We start from the raw sequence: 16082 nt of genomic DNA, 5'->3' as shown, positions 1-16082 counted from the left end.
TTCAGTTATTAGGTTGAAGCATACGAATAGGGAAGGTGTTGTCCCCATCATTGCTGCCGACACAATCGGCGTGTCCGGAGGAAGGTGACTTGCACTCAATCGTTGGAACAATAAAGTTCGAACCATCACTGCATTGCATTTGTTTTGGGTTAGTAATCTTTAAGGCCCCTTTTTGCACATTGCCCATTGCTGAACCTGTGCAGGTCACGCCGCTGGACTGGCGAACACTTACCGTACCGTTGCCCTGCTTGAAGTGATATTGCAGCTGCAGTGGACGTCCAGTGAGTTTGTCCTGAATCCCGCCGTTGACCCGCCATTTACCGTTTAGAAATTGAGCCGGCCCTTCTGTGAGTTCTGGCGGCAGAGTTAGCGGCTTTCCTTGATCGGCCGCAGCTTGTGGTAGTGGCGCTGTGGCCGCAGGCATTGGGTCTGGCCGTATATTTCCGGGTGATGGTTCATCCACCGTGGTGGTATTCGCATCGTCTGTGACCGGCAGTGGTGTCGAGGCATCAGTTGTATGGGTCGAGTTGTGGCTGTGCGGATCTACCACTTCGGCCACAGGGCTTGAATCAATGTTGCCTGTCGCGACGGTATCCGCAGTACGATAGGTTTCTGCTGATGGCCTGACGGCCTTCATGTCAGAATGCCACGCAGGCGTTACGTCTGAAATTTTGCCGTCGCCATGGGGGATAGCGTGTTGCCCTGAGAGGAAAAGGGCGGGCGTACAGCCGCGAAGCAGTCCGAATATCAACGACAGCAAAAACAGGGCAAGCAGCAGCCAGAGCACCCATCGCCAGTTCCAGCGACGGGGTTGTTTCGCCCGCTCTTGCTCCCCGATTGGGGACGGCTGGAGGGGAGTGTCGACCACTTTTAGGGCCTGGGAGGCAACTGCGTTCATGCCAGATTGCGGTATAGAGGAGGGGAGGAGCCAGTGCATGGGGGCTTGTGGCTCGCCGCTGGCGTGGACAAACCCCCAAAAGGTAATGACCAGCACGCCATCTACCAGATAGACGAAATCGTAATCCGGAAAGTGAATAGCGGATTTTAGAAGCTGTGCGAAGACTTGCCGGTCGCCGCCAGCGTTCTGTTGGTCAGCATTGAGCATCTGTTCGCTTAATGCCTGTACGGCCGTCTGGAATTCGCTAAATTGCTGACGAGCCGAAGCTTGCTCGCTTTCACTGGCTCCGCTCCAGGGAATAACGTCCCCGGGAAAACTGCTATACCAGTCTGTCCTGTCGCCACCCTGATCATTTTGCGGCACGGCAAGGTGCCGCGCCAGATTACGACCCGCATCCAGCCGGTAGATGGCTTCACGGAGTTGAAACGCCATCTTGAAGACCGGGTAACCCGTCTCACCGAGTGCCTTGAAGGCAGAGTTTTGCCCGGTGCGTAGCAGCGGCCCCTGAATCGAATTTCTCATGGTTTAAATCCCGTAATGCCTTGATCTAAGGAAAGTCATCATCGCAATAATCAGTTCTTTGTCGCACCAGGTGTCCATTCGAATCCCCAACCATAATGTTTATCCAGCGACTCCCGGCTAAGGAAAAAATGATTGAGGCGCTCAACCTTGATATCGCCATCCACGTTTTTTAATCGGGCTATAGCCGCGACATTATTGCGTTCATTGCTATCAACCAGGGTCGACGTTATGGGGGGCTGTCCGGGAACATAAAGCGTGATCGTTGCCTCCGTCCCTTGCCAGTTATTGGTCCCGTCATAAATGAAGCTATAAATCAGTACCTCATCGATGTCCTGCCAGTGACTACCGTTGATGAAAAGCCATTCTCCGTCGCGATCGTCGCCTTCACGAAGATCTTGTTTTAGAAGCATATATGGAGGTTTTTCGTAGTAGCCCAGAAACTTACTGAGTGCTTCAACGCCGCTTTTATCGCCGTTTTTGAAGCGGATAAACGCGGCAATATCCAGGTCGACAGGCTTTTGCTGCTCCCCCTGCTGCCATGTCAGGTTAATTTTGATCTGCCCGAAATCTTTGCGCTTGCTCAGGCTGATGCTGGGGTTGTCCTCAGTTAACTCGCGGTGAGTTTGCGGCGAGAGCGGTACAGCAGCAGGTGTACGATGTAGGTACCACCAGGCAAGCGCCAGCAGCAGTGTCAGGAGAAGGAGTAACGGCAAGAGAATAAAAAACTTCTTTCGCGGTGTTGCCACCTGAACGGGAAGGGAACTCTCGGAAGGAATGGCCCAGTTGATGAGCACTGGCTCACCGCCTACGTCGTAGCAAAACAGTTGACCGGAATGGTTGAGCAGCGTGCTCAGCGCCTGCGCTGATTTGTCTTCTCCCCGGGCGGAAAGTTGTTCTATCAGGCTTGCAAGAATACTCTGATATTGCTGACGCTTAGCCTGTACTGCCATTTGCTCTTCGTCAGTCAGTGCTAACACGGGTCTTGCGAGCCCCTGGCGTTCAGTCCACCACTCCAGTCTCCCTTCAGTGTTCCGACGTGCCGTCGCGTAGAGCAAAGCAAGAGAAGGAGGAAGGTGGCGATGGATAATCGTGACCGTCTCCTCATAGATTGCCAGCGTTGAGTCGTCTATCGTTGCAGCACTTGTTAGTCTTTGCATAACCCGCAGTCATTATTCTTTGCTTCACCACGCATTACGCGACCAGATGGGGGCGAATACGGGCTACTTCTGTATTAACGCATGTGATCCGGGAATATGATGCCGCGTGTTAAAAGTAGGCCGTGTTCCCATCGCGTAAAGTGCTAGCGCAGGGCGTTAGCCTGTTCGAGTGCTTCAACCTTATGCTTTGCTTCGGCCACTTTTTTCTCTATCGCAGCAAGTTCGCTGGGGCTGGTGGCATGCAGAGATTGTTGCTGTAAAGCCTGTAACTGTTTAATTTCTTGTTGGCTCTGTTTGTTTTTAACTTTGCCGGACTGGAGGCGTTTCAGTGTTTGTGCCAGATCTGAGCGTAGTGCTGCTAATCTCGCTTGTTCATCGGAGAGCTGCTGGTTTGTGGTCTGCTCTCTTTTTTGCGTTATCTCGAGGTTCTGTTTGGCAATATTGTTGTCACGCTGGCTTTGCAGAATTTGCTGTTCCTGCGCATCGATTTTTTGCCTGTATCCGCCAGACGTTGCACAATTCAGTTTGGTTAGAAAACCGGGGTCTTGAGCACTTAAATCACAGTCCTGTGGCGTAGTGGCGCAACCAGCAAGGAGAATAGACGTAAAGAGTAAGTATTTTTTCATGGTACGGCCTGAGTATTGAGGCTATTCGCTAATGATTAAAGTGGTAGGGCTGATAATGATATCAGCCCTGAATGTTTAGCCTAAAGAAATGGCCTGGCGCTGATTAAACAACCCATTCGCTTCGTTTTCCAGTGCGCTAATTTCACCATTAAGACGGGTATATTCCGTATTCAGCTTATCCAGTTTCGCTTTGTCAGCTTTGTCGTCAGTTTTTTGTGCCTGAAGCGCAACTTTATATGCGGTATCCTTTTCTTTCATGACCTTTATTTTGTCTTTCATCACGCTGATATTGGCATCAATCTGAGCGAGCTGTTTTTTAGCGGCAGCTTTATCAAATCCCGCTTTATCTTTTTGGATGCTCATTTGGGTCAATGCTGCCTGATTCTCACCGATCACTTGCTTCATCGCGATCGTTGTTTTCTCTACGGCTGCGGTATCTTTACTGATATCTGTATCCATAGCCTGCAGACGTGCAGAGGTGGTTGCGTAGTCTTTTTGCAGACCATCCAGATAATAGTTTGCGGTCGCACCAACAGCACAACCGGCGGCGCCGCCAACGGCAGCCCCAACCAACGCTTTTTTGCCATCACCGGTAAGCGCCCCTACCAGTGCGCCCAAACCGGCACCCGCGAGTGCGCCAACGCCGCAGCCTTGAGCTCCAGAAGAGGTGAAGAATTGAGCTTGTTCGCCGCTTGTTAATCGAGGGTCGGGTTTTGCATTGGACAACAGGGAGCTTCCTGTATTTGCACAGCCGCTGATAAACAAGACTGCGGAAACGAGCAGGCACGCCGAACTTCGGTTAAAGATATTCACGATTTTGTCCTTAAATAATCAAATTAAGTAATGAGTGAAATGGCGCTCAGCCTGTAAATTTCATTTAAGTAGAGTTTTTTATGACGAAGCAGTACGCGGCATTATTATGCCGAAAACATTAATTGCTGACCGTATGTCACGTCGAAATTAATATCAGCGTCAGGAAGTAAAATGTTTTCCTTAAGGTATTATTTTTATCGTTATTATCACCGGCGATCGATGATTATGACCCAGCGGGCATTATTGTTCAGTTTTATACATTGTTTTCTATTGGATTGTAACTGATTTTATTTGGGGGTTGATTTTAGTTAAAATATCTGCATTGCGATATGGGTAAGGTTAACGGAGGACGGGAAAGGTGAAGTGAACTAAATTTTTTAGGGTATATATGATGTTTTTATCGTGGTTCCCTTTTAGCATATTGAGCATAAATATAGGCTGTCTAAATAAGGTTGATATTTGACGGGGGAGGATTATAGATTTTGAATCACATTTGATATGTTTTTAGGGGCAATAAAAACAGGTTTTGCATCCTCTGGAGAGGATAGGTGACTGAAAAATAAAGATATAAATAATATTATTGAAGGATATATTCCTAAAGGTGTCAGGCTGATTGTGTTAATTTGTTGTTTATATAGTGTTTTTTGGGTTTTTGATGATGTTGAAAGGTGTTGTCGCTTAGTTAGTGGAAAACACGGCTGTAAGCGTTAAGATGCTTTGATTGAGTTGGATTCTGGGTTTATAAGATATGAACGGTCCTATCTTTGGCGCGTTTTCTTTTTTCCGGCAGGATAAATTGCTTCCTGTGCGATTTGGCTTATTTCCAGCCTTATTAGGTTGTATGTTGTCGGAAATCCCCAGATTTTCTGGTTAATTCCTGCCGCTTTGAGACTGTGGAGTACCGTTGCGTTAGTCAGCCTGCGGTTGACACATGTTAGCAAGTCACTCCTCCCACTGACGTTGATCCTGATTTACTCCTCGCGCAGCAGCCATCGGTTTTTCATATTGGTACATCTGCACATCAATTTGGTTACATAAAATCTACAACTTAGTTCGCAAATTCATTATCAGCAGGGTGTGGAATGCGTTTTTTGCTTGTATATACATGAGTGGTCATTTGATGTGTGGTGGGTTTTCCGGCGTTTAATCAGCTTTAGCGAGGTTGTTATGTCTTCATTTTCATCCGCAGAAGAACAGTCCAGGAAAGGCTCGCGTTTGACCGAGTCCCGTTCTATCGATTACATCCCCGACGGCGAACGTCATGGGCATCCTTTCAGCCAGTTTACCCTCTGGTTCGGCGGTAATTTGCAGATAACCGCGATTGTCACCGGCGCGCTGGCCGTTGTTCTGGGCGGGGATGTGGTCTGGTCGCTGGTGGGGCTATTCGTCGGGCAGATTCTGGGCGCATCGATCATGTCTTTCCACGCTTTGCAGGGGCCACGGCTTGGCTTACCGCAGATGATTATCACCCGCGCACAGTTTGGCGTTTACGGCGCGGTGATACCGCTGGTGCTGGTGTGCATCATGTACATTGGTTTTTCCGCGAGCGGGACCGTGCTGGCGGGGCAGGCGATGGCCCGTCTGCTGTCGATAAGTGACGCCAGCGGGATGATCCTGTTCAGCGCGATTATCATCGTGATTGCGGTGCTCGGCTATCGCGTGATCCATAAGCTCGGCAAGGTCGCCAGTATTGTCGGCGTGTTGGCTTTTGCCTGGCTGTTTGGTTCGCTGCTGCTCAATACCGATCTCACGGCTATTATGCAAAATAACCATTTCTCGATGCCGATGTTTTTGCTGGCGGTGTCGCTGTCTTCCTCCTGGCAAATCGCCTTTTGCCCCTACGTTTCCGATTATTCACGCTATCTGCCGCGAAACGTCTCGGGGCCGAAAGTGTTCTTCTCGGTGTTTAGCGGCACCGTGCTGGGGACTCAGGCATCCATGACGCTGGGCGTTATCACCGCCGCCATTGCCGGGAGCGCGTTTTCCGGCCACGAGGTTGGCTACATTGTGGGGCTGGGCAAAACCGAAACCATGGCGATGCTGATTTATTTCGCGATCTGCTTCGGCAAAATCACCTTCACCACGCTGAACGCCTACGGCAGCTTTATGTCACTGACGACCATTGTTTCTGGCTTTCGCAAACAGGTTACCCTCAGCCAAAAAAATCGCATTCTGTTTGTGGTGCTGATGGTGGCTGCCTCGTGCATCATTGCGCTGCTGAGCGAACCCGCATTCCTGAAACATTTCACCCACTTCCTGCTGTTCTTACTGGCTTTCTTTGTGCCCTGGAGCGCGATTGGCCTGACCGATTACTATCTTATTTCGTGCCGCGCCGTTGATATACCCGCGCTGTTTGATGCCGATAAACGCTATGGCCGCTGGAACCTGTTTGGTATTGGTGTGTATATCGTCGGGGTACTGATTCAGCTGCCGTTTATCGAAAACCCGCTCTTCCACGGCTCGTTGACGTGGATCTTCGCCGGCAACGACGTGTCGTGGATTATCGGCTGGTTTGCTACCGCGATTCTCTATTACGGCCTGCACCGCCTGGATAAACGCGTTTTGCCGGCGGCGACGGTTTACCCTAATAGTTCGGCTCGCTGATCTTGTGCTGAAAACAAAAATCCACGCCGGAGCGTGGATTTTAGCTTCTGAGAAATAGAATGACTTAGCTGTCTTGTTTTATATGGGACTTAAGCTCGTCCATTTTCGCTATGAGCGGGCTCTTCCTGGCTTCTAGCACAGATATATAGTCATAGGATGATTTGATTTCGCCTGATGCAATTTCCTTATTCTTTTCTAATGAGCGAATGGTTTCTTGTTTAGAATTAATTCTCTGCTCAATCTCCAGTTTGGCAGAAAGGCGGTTTTCAAGCTTAACCTGATTGATATCTCTTTTATATTCATTATTAAGCTGCGATATTTCCCTTTGCAGAGCCTTAATGTTTTTTGGCGCGTTATCGAAGTTCTGCATCAGTTTTTGCCACTGTTTGCCCTCATGATTAGGCACTTTAATGAGGTCAGAATATTGACGGCGGCCTTCTTTTAAATCGTAACCGAAGTTCTTGATGGCATATTTATCGCTGCCCAGATGATCCTTCCAACTGGTGGTGCCAAACCCCGTATCTCGCTTATCATAAATATAGCCATCCTCAGCTTTTTTAAGATCCTGCTCGGCACTGCTTACACCGTGCTTTCTTGCAAAATCGAGTAGCACCGCACGACTATTTTCATGCGCGGCAATTTTTTTATTTAATGTACTGATTTCGGCATTTTGTTTGGCCACGAGTTGACTGATTTTTGCTTCAGTATTTTTTAAGCGCTCGGCATCTTTGGCCGCAAAGTCTTTCGGTGAGGTATTCTTTAACGCATCGGCCAGAGGCTTAATCTCATTATGCAGCTTTTTAATTTGCGCTTCAGCGTTGTCAATATTTCCCTGAAGTGTGGTGATCTCATTTTTTTCATGATAAATATTTTTTGAAATGAGCTGGAGACCATTGGCAAGATCTTTAATCTCGCCGTTTATTTTTGCATTGTGAGCATTTATTTCATTTTTGTGAATGTCCTGCACGACCGGAGCAAGCTTCTGTTGAATGTGTTTAAGCTTCTCTTCTTTCTTGTCATGCATTTTGGAGTCCTGTGCTTCAAGCTTGTCAAATAACTTGCTGAAAGTATCTTTCAACGCGACAGGGTCTTTTGGATATGATTCCATTTTTGTCATTAGCAGCTGGCCGACCTCAACTTTATCGCATTTATTGAGGATTCTGTTCAGCGTGTTGACATCACCTTTATGAATGCGATTGTCACTGTCGTTAAGTAAGTTTTTATAGGCTGAAATAAAGCTGTTTTGGTCGCGTATGCTTAATGAGTTAGACATTATTTAGTTCCGAGTGTCGATTTAGTAGATGATTTAACAATGTGCTAAATCGTATAGAACCCCCCAGGGACTTTCTTCTAAAAAACGCTTTTTATATATTTCGCTCGTTGGTGGGGTTGAGGCGGTTTTTGATATCAGTGATTAAAGCACTAGCGTAAATTAGATTATTCCCGTTGCGCAGTCGTGGTAACGAGGCTCTTGTGAAGAACGCTAGTAAGAAACTTATAAAGGAATGAGTAAATGCAATTAACCAAATTGGTTTGGGCCTTTGGTATGGGGGCTGCCGTACTGGCAGGCCAGGCACAGGCAAGCGATCAGGGCCACGGCACGGTTAAGTTTACCGGCAGTATTATTGATGCCCCATGTTCAATTACCCCTGAAACCATTGAGCAGACCGTCGATTTGGGTGAAATCTCCAATAAATCTCTGCTCAACGGCGGAAAGTCCAACCCACGTCCGTTTGATATCAAACTGGAAAGCTGCGATCTCTCGGGGCTTACGGATAAAACCGTCACCATTACTTTCACAGGACCGGAATCTAGCGCTCAGCCCGGCTATTTGGCTATTGTCGGCAGCAGCGCCAGCGGGGCGGCTATCGGTATTACCAACGATGAGGGTACCAACATTCCGCTTGGTACCGCCAGCTCCGCGACAAAAACACAGCAGGGTGATAACACGCTAACTTACTCTGCCTACCTCAAAGGAAACGGCGGGAGCACAGCGGTCGTGCCGGGATCCTTCACCTCGGTTGCCAATTTTACGTTGGCCTATCAGTAAGCAAGCAGCAGGCCTCCTGCGTTTTTCTATACGGTTTTCGTTTGTGAGATACCTATGAATAGCAGTGCTTCGTTTGTAGTGCCCTCCCTGTTTGTGTGGCTTGTGCTATCCCCGGCCTCTCCAGGCGCGCTGGCGAAGAATGCGGCGGATCAGGGACATGGAAAGGTAAGCATGCAGGGTTCGATCATCGACACGCCTTGCGCGATCGCCGTGGCCAGTCGGGAGCAGGCGATTGATCTGATTACTATCCCACTGGAACAAGTGATTCGTGACGGTGCTGGCCCTTCTAAGCCATTCAGTATTCATCTGGAAAATTGTGCCTTTGAGCAGCTGATTCCTAACCAGCAGGACTGGTCGCATTTCATGGTGACCTTTGATGGTCCCGTTACCGACGGCGAGCTGTTTGCCCTCCACGGTGGCGCTCGAGGTATCGGGTTAGAGATTTCTGATGCAACAGGAAACCGTATGCAGCCCGGCATTGCTTCGCAGGCGGGCTTGCTGCAGCCTGGCGCCATGCGCCTTGATTATTCACTACGTTTGGTGGGCAACCATCAAAAACTACGGGCCGGGGCTTACTCCACTACCGTGCGTTTTAAACTGGATTATTTTTGATGAGGCAGGTTTTATATCAAGCTGGCGCAGGGCTGCGCCGTTGTCCTGTAGCGCTGGTGGTAGCGCTGGCTTTTCCGGGGGCAAAGGGATACGCGAAAGAGGCAATAGAATTCAATACGGATGTCCTCGATATTAGTGACCGTTCACACATTGACCTTAGCCAGTTTTCTCAGGCAGGGTACATCATGCCGGGTAAGTATCAGATGGTTATCCGTCTGAACAAAGCCGAGCTGCCGGAGCAAACGTTAGCCTTTATTAAACCGGACAACGATCCTCAGGGCAGCCAGGTGTGCCTTACGCCACAGGTCATTGCTCAACTGGGTTTAAAAGCTTCTGCTTTGCGCGATCTCAGGTGGTGGCACAACGGGCAATGTCTGGATACCGCGAGCCTGCCGGGGGTAACCGCACGTGCAGATTTAGGCGAAAGCGCGCTCTACCTGAATATTCCCCAGGCGTATCTGGAATATACCGCTGACAACTGGGATCCGCCTGCTCGCTGGGATGACGGCATTGCCGGGGGCATTTTTGATTACAACCTTAACGGACAGTCGTCGAGTTTTACCGGCGCGAGCCGCAGGGATGTCCAGTCGCTCAGCGGCAACGGAACCACGGGATTTAACCTGGGGGCCTGGCGTTTTCGCGCCGACTGGCAGGGGCAGTACAACGATACCCGTGGCGCCATGAACAACACGCAGCGTGACTGGCAGTGGAGCCGCTACTACGCCTGGCGGGCGATCCCCTCGTTAAAATCGAAGCTGATGCTCGGTGAGAACTACCTCAATTCCGGCATGTTCGACAGTTTCCGCTACACCGGAACCAGCATGGAGTCTGATGACAATATGCTGCCACCAAACCTGCGCGGTTACGCGCCGGAAGTCGTCGGTGTGGCAAAAACCAACGCTAAAGTGACCGTTAGCCAGCAGGGGCGGGTTATCCATGAAACCACGGTCGCTGCAGGGCCGTTTCGGATTCAGGACTTGAACACCGCCGTTTCAGGCACGCTGGATGTGAAGGTTCAGGAGCAGGATGGCACTTCGCACAGTTTTCAGGTGGATACGGCAAGCATTCCCTATCTTACGCGCCCGGGCAGCGTGCGTTACAAACTCGCCTTGGGTAAACCTTCAGATTACCGCCACGGTAGCCAGGGGCCGGGGTTTGCCACCGGCGAATTCTCCTGGGGGGTGAATAACGGTTGGTCATTGTACGGCGGGAGTTTGCTGGCCGACGACTATCACGCGCTGGCGGCAGGGATTGGCCGCGATTTGCTGGCGTTAGGGGCGCTTTCATTTGACGTCACTCAGTCCCATGCGGAACTGCCAGGGGACAACACCAAAACGGGCAGCTCGTGGCGTCTTAGCTATTCCAAACGTTTTGACGAATACGACAGCCAGGTCACCTTTGCGGGCTATCGCTTTTCTCAGCGCGATTTTATGAGCATGAGCGAATATCTGAACGTGCGCTATCACGGCATCGTTGGTAACAACAATAAAGAGTTGTACACCATCGCTTTTAACAAGCAGTTCCGCAGTCTGGGCCTGAGTGCCTATGCGAACTATAGCCACCAAACCTACTGGAACCGCCCGGATAACGATAGTTACAACCTCTCCCTATCGCGCTATTTCGATGCCTGGCGTTTTAAAAACGTCAGCCTCAACCTGTCGGCCTATCGAACGCTTTATAACAACACCAGCGATGACGGCATGTATCTCAGCCTGTCATTGCCGTGGGGTAACAGCAGCACGTTGAATTTCGATAGCCAGGCGGGCAGTACGGGTAATAGCACTACGGTGGGGTATTTCGACCGCCTCGATAGCAATAACAGCTACCGGGTCAAGGCCGGAGCGGGCAGCAGAGGCAATGCGGTGGGCAGTGGTTACTTCACCCATCAGGGGAATAGCGCGGAAATGAGCGTCAACGCCAGCTACGAAGGTAGCCGCTATCACTCCGTCGGCCTTTCTGCTCAGGGCGGCATCACCGGCACCACGGAAGGCGTTGCGTTACACCGTGTAAGCACCATGGGGGGAACGCGAATGATGGTCGATACCTCGGGCGTCAGCGGCGTTCCGGTGCGGGGATACGGGGGTGTTACCGAGACTAACCGGTTTGGCAAAGCCGTCGTGTCGGACATCAGCAGCTACTACCGAAGCAGCGTTAGCGTGGACGTTAACAAGCTGGCGGATGACGTTGAGGCTACGCGCTCGGTGGTGCAGGGCACCCTGACCGAAGGCGCGATCGGTCTGCGTCGCTTCGGCGTTATCGCCGGGGAAAAAGCGATGGTCACCGTCCGTCTTGCGGACGGCACTACGCCGCCGTTTGGTGCAGTAGTGATGGGATTGGGCGGTCATCAGGCTGGGATCGTTAACGATGGCGGCCAGGTTTGGTTAACCGGAATGAATGCCGGAGAAGCGATGCGCGTGGTATGGGACGGGAAAACCCAGTGCGAGCTGAGTCTGCCGAAACCCTTGCCCACGGCTACCGATAATCTAAGGCTGCTGTGCCAAAGCGTACGGGCTTAAGCCTCCCGCTATCAGGCAAAAGCGTGAATGACAATTCGGTCGCCGCGCAAGACGGCACGGCGACATCCTGCAAAGCGAGTTTCAATTGATGAAAAACTTTTCTTATTTGACGATGACCTCCACCGCCCTGATTGCCGTACTGAGCGGCCAAAGCGCGACGGCGGCCATTGCTCTTGACCGTACCCGTGCCGTCTTTAACGGTGCAAATAAATCGATCAGTTTAAATATCACCAACCAGAATAAAATGTTGCCCTATCTGGCCCAGGCATGGGTAGAAGATGAGCAAGGTAACAAAATCACCCAGCCTCTGACCGCGCTTCCGCCGCTACAGCGAGTAGAACCGTTGGCAAAAGGCCAGGTGAAACTGCAGGTGATAGGCAATGCCAGCACGCTGCCTCAGGATAGAGAGTCGCTGTTTTACTTTAATCTGCGTGAAATCCCGCCCAAAAGCACGAAAGCCAATACCTTGCAGATTGCCCTGCAGACGCGAATCAAGCTGTTCTATCGGCCGGAATCCATTGAAATCAATAGATCCGAAGGCGAAAGCGTGTGGCAGGAAAAAATTACGCTTAAGCAAGAAGGCGATAAATACCGCGTTATTAATCCCGGCCCCTATTACGTGACCCTGGCCGGGGCATACAAACACCCGGACGGCCCCCCGATTGCCGGCTTCGATCCGGTGATGGTTGCCCCTCGTTCAGATGCTTTGTTGAACATCAAGGCATCGACGCTGGGACAGAAACCGATGCTGGCATGGATTAACGACTACGGCGGGCGACCGAAGCTTATCTTCAACTGCGTGGGCAACGTTTGCCGGGTCACCGGGAGTAAAGCCGGGTGAGGCTGATGGAGAAGCAAAACAAGTGGAATTACCACGTTCTGGTAGGGTGCAACCGCGCCGCCAGCGCCCTGGCTTTGACGCTGGTACTGCCGCAGGCGGCCTGGGCGCTGCCCGACAACTGGAACGTTGAAGGCGTAAACGGGGCACTGCATATTTCGGGCGATTTTGTCGAGGGGGCGTGCCGCCTCGACATGACTTCTCAAACTCAGGAAGTCAGTCTCGGCAACACATCGACCGAGGCGCTGCGAAACCCGGGCGATCGTGGTGAGCCGGTAGCCTTTACGCTGAGGGTGCGTGACTGCGTGCGCAGCGGGTCAGAGATGCTCAATACGCGGAGCGGGAACAGCAGCTGGGATTCGCTTCAGCCGGCCGTCAGCGTGACTTTTTTGGCCCCCGGGGATGCCGATAGCCCCGAGCTGGTGCAGGTGAACGGCCTCACCGGGCTGGGGTTGAGGATCGCCGATAGCGCCAGGCGTGACGTGCGATTAGGCGAGCGTACGCTGCCGCAGTTTGTCACCCCGACCAATGATGCACTGGTCTACTACGTGCAGCCCGAACGCACTCCGGCCCCTTTAACGGCGGGGACATGGCAGGCTACGGTCGGCTTCCGGCTGAATTATGACTAAGGATCCAAAGATGATATTTGCCCGATGGGGAGCCATGGCCCTGTTCGCAATGACGGGAATGCTGCTGGCGGGTGATGCGGCAGCGGCGGGCTCCAGTAATTTAGATGTTCGCATTACCGGCACGGTGGTGGCGACCGCATCGTGTACTTTTAGCGGATCTGACCCGATTAAGGTGGAATTCGGTGACGTCTATATCAATGAAATTATTGGTGAGGCCTATAAACAGCCTGTTCCCTATCAGGTGACCTGCAAAGGCGATCCGGACGGTAAAACGCTGCAAATGCAGATTGCCGGTAGCGCCGCCAGCTTTGATGGGAAACAGCTAAAAACCGATGCCAGCGGGCTTGGCATCAAATTGCTTAAAGGAAGCGAAACGCTGCCGGTAAATCAATGGTTCAACTTCGATAACGCCAGCCAGCCTTCGCTGTATGCCGTGCTGGAAAAACAGAGCGGCGCACGTTTTCAGGACGGACAGGCATTCAACGCCAGCGCCACGTTAAAAGTGGCTTATAACTGAGGCAATCAGGGTGAAGAACAAAGTTTACGGCGGCTGCGGAAGGAGCCTGGCGCTGGCGCTACTGCTGTCCGGGCCAGGCGTTCAGCTCACGTCGGCGCATGCCACAGCAACCGGCGACAGTAACGACATTTCCTTTCACGGTACGCTGAGGATCCATCCGTGCCACATCAATAACGATCGCGATGTAAACATCCACTTTGACAATGTTGGCATCCATAAGGTTGACGGGGTGCGTTACCAGCAGGCTATCGCCTGGCAACTGATTTGTGACGATGTTGACCCGGCGTGGCGCCTGACCCTTGCGGTAAACGGCAGCGCAACGTCCTTTGACCGCAGCGCGCTCGCCACCAATATCCGTGGGCTAGGGATCCAGATTAAACAGAACGGTCAGCCGATGGAGATTAACAAACCCCTCGACATCCTTTATCAGCATCCGCCCACGCTTGAGGCTGTGCCGGTAAAAGATCCCGGCATCGATGAGCTGGGCGAAGGGGCGTTTTCCGCTACGGCAACGCTGCTGGCCGAGTATTTATAAGGAGCAGAAATGGGGAGTAGAACGTTAGCCGGACGCAGCGTGGGTATGCTGTTGTTTATGATGGCTTTAACCGGGCACGCGGCGGCAGGAAACGGTGGCCTGAAAGTCACCGGCGACAACCTGAAATTTGACGGGACGCTGGTGGCCGATCCCTGCGAGCTGGATCCGAATACGACGGATATTACCCTGGATTTCGGCACGGTAATCGATACCTATTTATACCTTAACACCCGCACCCACGCGCAGCCCTTCACCCTCAGGCTTCTGGAGTGCGATCTGAGCCTGGGTAATCAGGTAGAGGTCACGTTTAAGGGGACGCAGAGCAAGGAATTACCGGGTTTTCTGGCGCTTAGCAACTCGGCCGCCAGCGGCATCGCGATTGGCCTGGAGCAGAAGGACGGCACACCTTTGCCGCTCAATAAGACCGTGACCGCTTTCACGCTCGCCGGCGGAACCAACGACCTTGTGCTGTACGGTTACGTTATTGGAGAACCTTCCGCGCTGGCCGCACATACCTTGCGTCGTGGAGCATTTGAGGCGCTGGCGACATTCGAGCTTAATTATCCCTAGGGAAGGTGCGAATAAGCGGGGAAATTCTTCTCGGCTGACTCAGTCATTTCATTTCTTCATGTTTGAGCCGATTTTTTCTCCCGTAAATGCCTTGAATCAGCCTATTTAGACCGTTTCTTCGCCATTTAAGGCGTTATCCCCAGTTTTTAGTGAGATCTCTCCCACTGACGTATCATTTGGTCCGCCCGAAACAGGTTGGCCAGCGTGAATAACATCGCCAGTTGGTTATCGTTTTTCAGCAACCCCTTGTATCTGGCTTTCACGAAGCCGAACTGTCGCTTGATGATGCGAAATGGGTGCTCCACCTTGGCCCGGATGCTGGCTTTCATGTATTCGATGTTGATGGCCGTTTTGTTCTTGCGTGGATGCTGTTTCAAGGTTCTTACCTTGCCGGGGCGCTCGGCGATCAGCCAGTCCACATCCACCTCGGCCAGCTCCTCGCGCTGTGGCGCCCCTTGGTAGCCGGCATCGGCTGAGACAAATTGCTCCTCTCCATGCAGCAGATTACCCAGCTGATTGAGGTCATGCTCGTTGGCCGCGGTGGTGACTAGGCTGTGGGTCAGGCCACTCTTGGCATCGACACCAATGTGGGCCTTCATGCCAAAGTGCCACTGATTGCCTTTCTTGGTCTGATGCATCTCCGGATCGCGTTGCTGCTCTTTGTTCTTGGTCGAGCTGGGTGCCTCAATGATGGTGGCATCGACCAAGGTGCCTTGAGTCATCATGACGCCTGCTTCGGCCAGCCAGCGATTGATGGTCTTGAACAATTGGCGGGCCAGTTGATGCTGCTCCAGCAGGTGGCGGAAATTCATGATGGTGGTGCGGTCCGGCAAGGCGCTATCCAGGGATAACCGGGCAAACAGACGCATGGAGGCGATTTCGTACAGAGCATCTTCCATCGCGCCATCGCTCAGGTTGTACCAATGCTGCATGCAGTGAATGCGTAGCATGGTTTCCAGCGGATAAGGTCGCCGGCCATTACCAGCCTTGGGGTAAAACGGCTCGATGACTTCCACCATGTTTTGCCATGGCAGAATCTGCTCCATGCGGGACAAGAAAATCTCTTTTCTGGTCTGACGGCGCTTACTGCTGAATTCACTGTCGGCGAAGGTAAGTTGATGACTCATGATGAACCCTGTTCCATGGCTCCAGATGACAAACATGATCTCATATCAGGGACTTGTTCGCACCTTCC

At 51.8% G+C, this 16082-nt stretch carries 15 protein-coding genes and 1 pseudogene; 9 read left to right on the top strand and 7 right to left on the bottom strand.

What is annotated here, in order from left to right:
* Position 1 precedes the first annotated feature (1 nt).
* The 5 genes and pseudogenes from HX778_RS16330 to HX778_RS25160 all read right to left on the bottom strand — a co-directional run.
* Positions 2-1420 carry an SrfA family protein gene (locus HX778_RS16330; RefSeq protein WP_176982551.1) on the bottom strand — a complete coding sequence of 473 codons (1419 nt, stop codon included), beginning with the start codon at positions 1418-1420 and terminating at the stop codon, positions 2-4.
* A 50-nt stretch (positions 1421-1470) separates the two neighbouring features.
* On the bottom strand, positions 1471-2577 hold the full coding sequence (locus HX778_RS16325; RefSeq protein WP_176982550.1) for a tellurite resistance domain protein: 1107 nt from the start codon (positions 2575-2577) through the stop codon (positions 1471-1473).
* 143 nt (positions 2578-2720) lie between these two features.
* The gene (locus HX778_RS16320; protein WP_176982549.1) at positions 2721-3203 is read right to left on the bottom strand and encodes a hypothetical protein; all 483 of its coding nucleotides are present in this window, start codon (positions 3201-3203) and stop codon (positions 2721-2723) included.
* Positions 3204-3278: 75 nt separating this feature from the next.
* Entirely contained in the window at positions 3279-4016 is a 738-nt protein-coding gene (locus tag HX778_RS16315) for a hypothetical protein (protein WP_176982548.1), read from the bottom strand.
* A gap of 739 nt (positions 4017-4755) precedes the next feature.
* Positions 4756-4936, bottom strand: a pseudogene (locus HX778_RS25160) (hypothetical protein); the annotation flags it as partial.
* A 295-nt stretch (positions 4937-5231) separates the two neighbouring features.
* On the opposite strand from HX778_RS25160, the gene HX778_RS16310 reads away from it, so the two are divergent.
* Positions 5232-6620, top strand: coding sequence for a cytosine permease (locus HX778_RS16310; RefSeq protein WP_176982564.1), 1389 nt, complete (start codon positions 5232-5234; stop codon positions 6618-6620).
* Between the two features lie 64 nt (positions 6621-6684).
* Here HX778_RS16310 and HX778_RS16305 read toward each other — a convergent pair whose 3' ends face one another.
* On the bottom strand, positions 6685-7893 hold the full coding sequence (locus tag HX778_RS16305; protein ID WP_176982547.1) for a hypothetical protein: 1209 nt from the start codon (positions 7891-7893) through the stop codon (positions 6685-6687).
* A gap of 240 nt (positions 7894-8133) precedes the next feature.
* Between HX778_RS16305 and HX778_RS16300 the strand changes: the two genes are divergently transcribed.
* From HX778_RS16300 to HX778_RS16265, 8 genes are all read left to right on the top strand, one after another.
* Positions 8134-8670: a fimbrial protein gene (locus HX778_RS16300; protein ID WP_038482265.1), complete on the top strand. Its 537-nt coding sequence runs from the start codon at positions 8134-8136 to the stop codon at positions 8668-8670.
* Between the two features lie 54 nt (positions 8671-8724).
* Positions 8725-9282, top strand: a complete 558-nt coding sequence (locus HX778_RS16295) for a fimbrial protein (RefSeq protein ID WP_176982546.1) — start codon at positions 8725-8727, stop codon at positions 9280-9282.
* On the top strand, positions 9282-11798 hold the full coding sequence (locus tag HX778_RS16290) for an outer membrane usher protein (protein WP_176982545.1): 2517 nt from the start codon (positions 9282-9284) through the stop codon (positions 11796-11798). The genes HX778_RS16295 and HX778_RS16290 overlap by 1 nt, the downstream gene beginning before the upstream one ends.
* 88 nt (positions 11799-11886) lie before the next feature.
* Positions 11887-12639, top strand: coding sequence for a fimbria/pilus periplasmic chaperone (locus HX778_RS16285; RefSeq protein WP_176982544.1), 753 nt, complete (start codon positions 11887-11889; stop codon positions 12637-12639).
* Positions 12640-12644: 5 nt separating this feature from the next.
* Positions 12645-13265 (top strand): fimbrial protein, encoded by a 621-nt coding sequence (locus HX778_RS16280; protein ID WP_038482271.1) that lies wholly within the window; start codon positions 12645-12647, stop codon positions 13263-13265.
* Between the two features lie 10 nt (positions 13266-13275).
* On the top strand, positions 13276-13782 hold the full coding sequence (locus HX778_RS16275) for a fimbrial protein (protein WP_176982543.1): 507 nt from the start codon (positions 13276-13278) through the stop codon (positions 13780-13782).
* A gap of 10 nt (positions 13783-13792) precedes the next feature.
* Positions 13793-14317: a fimbrial protein gene (locus HX778_RS16270; protein ID WP_038482274.1), complete on the top strand. Its 525-nt coding sequence runs from the start codon at positions 13793-13795 to the stop codon at positions 14315-14317.
* A 9-nt stretch (positions 14318-14326) separates the two neighbouring features.
* Positions 14327-14887 (top strand): fimbrial protein, encoded by a 561-nt coding sequence (locus HX778_RS16265; RefSeq protein ID WP_052049051.1) that lies wholly within the window; start codon positions 14327-14329, stop codon positions 14885-14887.
* Positions 14888-15033: 146 nt separating this feature from the next.
* Here the strand turns inward: HX778_RS16265 and HX778_RS16260 are convergent, their stop codons facing one another.
* Positions 15034-16014: an IS5-like element IS5 family transposase gene (locus HX778_RS16260; protein WP_000019402.1), complete on the bottom strand. Its 981-nt coding sequence runs from the start codon at positions 16012-16014 to the stop codon at positions 15034-15036.
* Positions 16015-16082: the final 68 nt, after the last annotated feature.

The sequence above is a fragment of the Cedecea sp. P7760 genome (assembly GCF_013386425.1).
GTDB classification, from domain to species: Bacteria; Pseudomonadota; Gammaproteobacteria; order Enterobacterales; family Enterobacteriaceae; genus Cedecea; species Cedecea selenatireducens.
Note: the sequence above shows the minus strand (reverse complement) of the source record. Positions and strands in the feature narration are given on the sequence as shown.

Bases quoted from the DNA above. Each gene is read 5' to 3' on its own strand.
- HX778_RS16295 (WP_176982546.1), top strand. From the start codon at position 8,725: ATGAATAGCAGTGCTTCGTTTGTAGTGCCCTCCCTGTTTGTGTGGCTT.
- HX778_RS16325 (WP_176982550.1), bottom strand. From the start codon at position 2,577: ATGCAAAGACTAACAAGTGCTGCAACGATAGACGACTCAACGCTGGCA.
- HX778_RS16285 (WP_176982544.1), top strand. From the start codon at position 11,887: ATGAAAAACTTTTCTTATTTGACGATGACCTCCACCGCCCTGATTGCC.
- HX778_RS16265 (WP_052049051.1), top strand. From the start codon at position 14,327: ATGGGGAGTAGAACGTTAGCCGGACGCAGCGTGGGTATGCTGTTGTTT.
- HX778_RS16260 (WP_000019402.1), bottom strand. From the start codon at position 16,014: ATGAGTCATCAACTTACCTTCGCCGACAGTGAATTCAGCAGTAAGCGC.
- HX778_RS16280 (WP_038482271.1), top strand. From the start codon at position 12,645: ATGGAGAAGCAAAACAAGTGGAATTACCACGTTCTGGTAGGGTGCAAC.
- HX778_RS16290 (WP_176982545.1), top strand. From the start codon at position 9,282: ATGAGGCAGGTTTTATATCAAGCTGGCGCAGGGCTGCGCCGTTGTCCT.
- HX778_RS16275 (WP_176982543.1), top strand. From the start codon at position 13,276: ATGATATTTGCCCGATGGGGAGCCATGGCCCTGTTCGCAATGACGGGA.
- HX778_RS16300 (WP_038482265.1), top strand. From the start codon at position 8,134: ATGCAATTAACCAAATTGGTTTGGGCCTTTGGTATGGGGGCTGCCGTA.
- HX778_RS16330 (WP_176982551.1), bottom strand. From the start codon at position 1,420: ATGAGAAATTCGATTCAGGGGCCGCTGCTACGCACCGGGCAAAACTCT.
- HX778_RS16305 (WP_176982547.1), bottom strand. From the start codon at position 7,893: ATGTCTAACTCATTAAGCATACGCGACCAAAACAGCTTTATTTCAGCC.
- HX778_RS16320 (WP_176982549.1), bottom strand. From the start codon at position 3,203: ATGAAAAAATACTTACTCTTTACGTCTATTCTCCTTGCTGGTTGCGCC.